The sequence below is a fragment of the Enterococcus sp. DIV0660C genome (assembly GCF_017316125.1).
GTDB lineage: Bacteria > Bacillota > Bacilli > Lactobacillales > Enterococcaceae > Enterococcus_B.
The window spans coordinates 1-5,490 of sequence record NZ_JAFLWA010000048.1 but is presented as its reverse complement, the minus strand read 5'-3'; the positions used below and the strand labels follow the sequence as shown (position 1 = coordinate 5,490).

Here is a 5,490-nt window from a genome sequence, read left to right as displayed (position 1 = left end):
TTATATCATATCAGAGTGACATTTAAATGTCAACTCTTTTTTGAAAAAGTTTTTTCGATTTCGTTTAAGAAATCTTTCAGCAACTCATTTATCATATCGTATCTTTTGTTATTTGTCAAGAACTTTTTTTGAAGTTTTTCTTGATGAAATCAAGCTTCTTAAGAGGTTCTTTCTAAACGACTTAGTTATCTTATCATGTGATAACTCACAAGTCAACAACTATTTTTCATGTTATTTACGAAAGTTTCATGAATGTTACTTTCGCTTCAACGTTGTCTAATTTATCATTCTTTTTTTGATTGGTCAACTGCAATTTTGATCATTTTTAAACTATCTATTATTTGTTTTTCTCTTAATTTTCGTGTTTTACTTATCAAGTATTGGATTAAACAGCAAAATATGTGTATAAAACTCATAAAACGGAACATTTCACTTGTTTGTTGGGTCAAAAAAGCAAAAAAAGAAGATTGAAAAAAATTCAATCTTCTTTTTATTTTGTAGTTTCTAATTAGAAAAGAGGGACACCCTCTACTTCGTAAGTCCCAAGAACAGCTCGCATCTGCCCTGATTCTTCCCAAAGATAGCCTTCTGCTAGTTCACCATCCTGATTCTTCTGCTCTGTTTCAAAAACAAACAAGGGAACATTTTCATGTCCAATATGAGTGTTAGTCAACTCCATCAAGTTTATTTGACTCACATCGATATGAACGATCTCCTTTAAAAAATTAAGCATATTGGCTAGACCAGTCTTCCCTTCAGAAAGATCTGCTAACGCAAATTCTAGCGTATCATCAATTGAATGAACCAGAAACCTCTTTGATCCATCCTCCAAATGCAACATAATTGTACCAGCGACTCTTTTGCTTGCCAAAATCTCCACCTCGATCAACTCGTTCTTGTTCTATGGCTTACAAAAAAATTTTAGCATATTTTCAGAAAAAATACACTTTTTATTTCTTGTTTTCTTTTTTCTCCAATTCAATCAATGCTTCTTTGATCCAAATGGGCAGTTGTTCTTCGATCGTTTTAAAACCAATTTTTCTATTTTTATTTGTAAAGTACCTTTTTCTGCGGTGTGCAACTACTGGACTTTTGTTCTCTAACGTCCTTAGAGATAAACTGATTTTTTGAGAGTACTCATCAATATCAATAATTTGTACTCTGATTGGTTGCCCAATTGTCAACAACGTATGAATATTTTTTGTATAACCTGATTGTACTTCTGAAACATGGATCAATCCTTGCGTTTCTTCGTCAAGAGAAACAAACGCACCATAGGGTTGTATCCCAGTTACTTTTCCTTCAATTATTTGTCCAATTTTATAAGTCATTTACTTCCCTCTCTTCGCATCTTTCATTATACTGTATATGATTTAAAAAAAGAAGTTTTGAAAATAAACAAGTTAAATCGGGGGCCTTGAAATGGTAGAATTTGATCAGCAAATAACGAGAAAAAATACGCATAGCGTAAAGTGGGATGGTATCACTGAAACATATCACGCATCTGATTTATTACCTCTTTGGGTAGCAGACATGGATTTTCTTTCTCCTAAAAGCGTTACTCAAGCTTTAAGTAGCTACGTACAAAAGGGTTTATTTGGTTATTCAACGATCCCTAATGAATTATACAACTCTATTATTCAATGGGAAAAAGATCAACATCAAGTTGATTTAAAAAAGGAAGAGATTGTCTTCTCGAGCGGTGTTTTATCCAGTTTAGCGGTTGGTATTCAAACTTTTACCGAAATAGGTGATTCAATCATGATCCATGATCCTGTTTATCCACCCTTTTCTTCTATAGTAGAAAACAATCAGCGAAAGTTGATTCGAAGTCCTTTAATAGAAAAAAACAATCATTTCGAAATGGACTTTGCAGATATGGAGCAAAAGATACAACAACACAATGTCAAAGCGCTAATTTTATGTAATCCCCATAATCCAGGGGGGCGTGTGTGGTCAAAAGCTGAATTAACTCAGCTAGCAGAATTGTGTTTAAACTATCAAGTTTTTATATTCAGTGATGAAATCCACCATGACCTCATCTTATTTGGTAATCAGTTTACATCAATGTTGACAATCAATTCGAAGCTACGCAACCAAATGATTATTTTTACATCTGCTACAAAAACATTTAATTTAGCTGCAATCAAACATTCGATGGTGTTTATCAAAGATCAAAAACTTAAAGCAGCTTTTGAGCAACGTCTCCTCACTAATCAGCAACAAGAAATTAATACGTTTGGCTTAATTGGGACTCAGGCGGCTTACGAAACTGGTGAAACTTGGCTTTCCGAGTTGCTTCCTTATTTAGAAGAAAATGTTTCACTTGTTTGTTCCTTTTTCCAAGAAGAAATGCCGGCTGTGCGTGTCATGAAACCTGAAGGTACTTACTTAATGTGGTTAGACTTTTCCGCATACGAAACAAATGACCAAGAATTGCAAGATTGTTTGATTAAAAAAGGAAAAGTTGTCTTGAATCCAGGAATTTCTTTTGGTCCAGCAGGACACTGTCATATGCGTTTGAATATTGCTTGCCCAAAAACAACTTTATTAGAAGGATTACAACGAATCAAACAATCTTTTGAAAAGTAATCTTTCTATCAAAAAAACAAAAAGGGACTGAGACAACGTTTTTGTCTCAGTCCCTTTTATACGAATAAACGGTGTTATCAACACAACTTCTTCGGTAATAAGCCGAAATTTCACAAAAGTTTGAGTAACCATTTTCGAGAATTTCTTCTTATTGCTTGAAGCCTTGGACCACAACCTCTTTTACATTACTAGCATATTGACTGATAGTTATTCTGAAATTTCAATTGTTTCGATTACTACATCATGAACTGGTCGATCTTGTGGTCCACGTTGTACATTTGCAATCTCATCGACAACATTCATCCCCTCAACAACATGGCCGAAGACTGTGTGACGGAAATCTAACCAAGGTGTTCCTCCGCCTTTATAAGCTTCGATAACTTCCGCAGGGAACCCAGCCCCTTCAAGTTGTCCGAGCATATTAGCAGGAACATTTTCATTGTTTACGATAAAAAATTGGCTACCATTGGTATTTGGACCAGCATTCGCCATTGATAAAGCACCACGCAAGTTAAATAATTCACGACTAAATTCATCTTCAAAACTTTCACCGTAGATACTTTCTCCTCCCATACCAGTTCCAGTTGGGTCGCCACCTTGGATCATGAAATCAGGAATGACACGGTGGAAAATGACACCATCATAGTATCCTTTTTTAGCTAATTCAATAAAGTTTTGAACTGTCTTAGGTGCTAGTTCAGGAAACAATTGCACTGTGATGTCTCCGCGATTTGTTTTGATTGTTGCTTTTGGACCTTTTTCATTTGCTAAATCTAATTGTGGAAATGCCATGTTTGGTTCCTCCTAATGTTTTCTTACTATCAAATAATAACATAATACCGAATGTCTATTCAAAAAACTAGATTAGATTCCTAAAAAGAAAGGTTAAACTCCAAGTAAAATTTATTTATTTGAGAAGCATTCTCAGTTAAATTCTGCTATAGTGTGTCTGGAGGAGGAGTTTTTATGGACATTTATGATATTACCATTATCGGTGCTGGACCCGTTGGCATGTTTGCCGCATTTTATGCAGGAATGCGACAAGCAAAAACAAAGATTATTGACAGTTTGCCTCAACTTGGCGGCCAGTTAGCCACTTTGTATCCAGAAAAATATATTTATGATATCCCAGGTTATCCTGCAATTAAAGCAAACGAATTGGTCGGCAATCTTGAAAAACAATTGACGACTTTTAATCATACATTTCATTTAGAAGAAGAAGTTCTTTCCATTACACGTGAAGACGATGTGATCGAAATCATTACCAATAAGGGGATCCATTATTCAAAAGCAGTAATTTTAGCATTAGGAAATGGTTCGTTTCAACCAAGAAAATTAGCCATCGAAGGCGCCGATGAATTTGAGAACAACGGTTTAGATTATTATGTCAATGATTTAATGAAATATGCCGGAAAAAAAGTAGCAATTGCCGGTGGTGGAGATTCTGCTATTGATTGGGCATTGATGCTTGAACCAATTGCGAGCGAAGTCTATCTGATCCATCGTCGAAGCGAATTTCGTGGACATGAGCACAGCGTTGCCCAATTAAAAAATTCATCGGTTCATTTGTTAACACCTTATTTGATTGAAGACTTAGCCGGTGAAACAAATCAGTTAACCGATCTTCGTTTAAAAAAGGTAAAAAGTGATGAAACGATTGATTTAAGCATTGATTCTTTGATTGTCAATTATGGTTTCACTTCTAATTTAGGACAAATTGCCTCTTGGGGACTGGAAAGTTCTCGTCAAGCAATCATGGTAAATTCCGATATGTCAACCTCGATTCCCGGAATTTATGCTGCGGGTGATATTTGTTCTTATGATGGCAAAGTAAAATTAATTGCTACAGGATTTGGTGAGGCTCCGACTGCTGTCAACAATGCTTTACATTACATCAATCCTAAAGAGCGAGCACAACCGGGACATAGTACCAGTTTATATGATAAACGTCTTCGTCCTGAAAGATGACCATCATTCACTTGTGATAGGCCTCAGGTGCAAAGGTATCCTCCTTGCTTTTTTTCTTGATTAAGCTAACATAAAGTTATAGATTGTTTGAAGGAGGAATACCATGGTTATCAAAAAGGAAACATTAGAAGAAAAAGCACGAGCTCTTTTACTTGAACGTGGGGTAACAATTGAAGATATTGCAGAATTAGTCATGTTTTTGCAAAAAGATTATATCACCGACTTGACCTTGGAAGACTGTGCGGAAAGCGTTGATTCAGTCCTAACAAAACGAGAAGTCCACAATGCGATCATCACTGGCATTCAGTTAGATATCTTAGCGGAACAAAAACAGTTGATGGATCCTTTGCAACACATTATCGAAGACGATGAAGGCTTGTACGGAATTGATGAGATTCTTGCATTATCGATTGTGAATGTTTACGGAACGATTGGATTTACCAACTACGGCTATATTGACAAAGTGAAACCAGGAATTTTAAAACAATTGAATCGTCATGATGGTGACCATGTCCACACATTTTTAGATGATATCGTCGGCGCGATTGCCGCATCTGCAGCAAGTCGTTTGGCCCATGCTGAACCTGAAAAACGCAGTCGTTTGACACAATAAATAAAGGTTGTGGCGTAAAATGTTTAGCTCTGACAGCATAGTACGCAGTCACGCAAAATACCTTTTCTTATTTTGAAGTGAATGCAAGCTATATCGAGGAGTTACTTGGGGAACACCGTGAATGAGGTTGTGGCTCCAAGCGACCAGCTTCGAAAAAATAATGAGAAACTGACAAAAATAGCTTTTCATATTTTAGGACAGTTGAGAATTATTTTGAGGAGTTGCTTGGAGAACACCGTTTATTCTTAAAAGGAGGTATGACAAGACTTTTGTCGCACCTCCTTTTATTAAGATCAAAAGAAACACCCTCAAAGATA

The 5,490-nt window shown here is 35.9% G+C and carries 6 protein-coding genes; 3 read left to right on the top strand and 3 right to left on the bottom strand.

All coding sequences use genetic code 11. The annotated features are described in order from the left end of the window. Positions 1 to 508: 508 nt before the first annotated feature. Positions 509 to 871 carry a hypothetical protein gene (locus tag DOK81_RS11630; protein WP_206911051.1) on the bottom strand — a complete coding sequence of 121 codons (363 nt, stop codon included), beginning with the start codon at positions 869 to 871 and terminating at the stop codon, positions 509 to 511. Positions 872 to 950: 79 nt separating this feature from the next. Continuing rightward, positions 951 to 1,331: a CvfD/Ygs/GSP13 family RNA-binding post-transcriptional regulator gene (locus DOK81_RS11625; RefSeq protein WP_206911049.1), complete on the bottom strand. Its 381-nt coding sequence runs from the start codon at positions 1,329 to 1,331 to the stop codon at positions 951 to 953. 91 nt (positions 1,332 to 1,422) lie between these two features. Between DOK81_RS11625 and DOK81_RS11620 the strand changes: the two genes are divergently transcribed. Next, the gene (locus DOK81_RS11620; RefSeq protein WP_206911046.1) at positions 1,423 to 2,592 is read left to right on the top strand and encodes a MalY/PatB family protein; all 1,170 of its coding nucleotides are present in this window, start codon (positions 1,423 to 1,425) and stop codon (positions 2,590 to 2,592) included. A 207-nt stretch (positions 2,593 to 2,799) separates the two neighbouring features. Here the strand turns inward: DOK81_RS11620 and DOK81_RS11615 are convergent, their stop codons facing one another. After that, on the bottom strand, positions 2,800 to 3,384 hold the full coding sequence (locus DOK81_RS11615; protein ID WP_206911045.1) for a peptidylprolyl isomerase: 585 nt from the start codon (positions 3,382 to 3,384) through the stop codon (positions 2,800 to 2,802). 174 nt (positions 3,385 to 3,558) lie between these two features. Here DOK81_RS11615 and DOK81_RS11610 point away from each other — a divergent pair, with 174 nt between their 5' ends. After that, the gene (locus DOK81_RS11610) at positions 3,559 to 4,560 is read left to right on the top strand and encodes an NAD(P)/FAD-dependent oxidoreductase (protein WP_206911044.1); all 1,002 of its coding nucleotides are present in this window, start codon (positions 3,559 to 3,561) and stop codon (positions 4,558 to 4,560) included. A gap of 103 nt (positions 4,561 to 4,663) precedes the next feature. Next, positions 4,664 to 5,173 carry a phosphatidylglycerophosphatase A gene (locus tag DOK81_RS11605; protein WP_206911043.1) on the top strand — a complete coding sequence of 170 codons (510 nt, stop codon included), beginning with the start codon at positions 4,664 to 4,666 and terminating at the stop codon, positions 5,171 to 5,173. Positions 5,174 to 5,490: the final 317 nt, after the last annotated feature.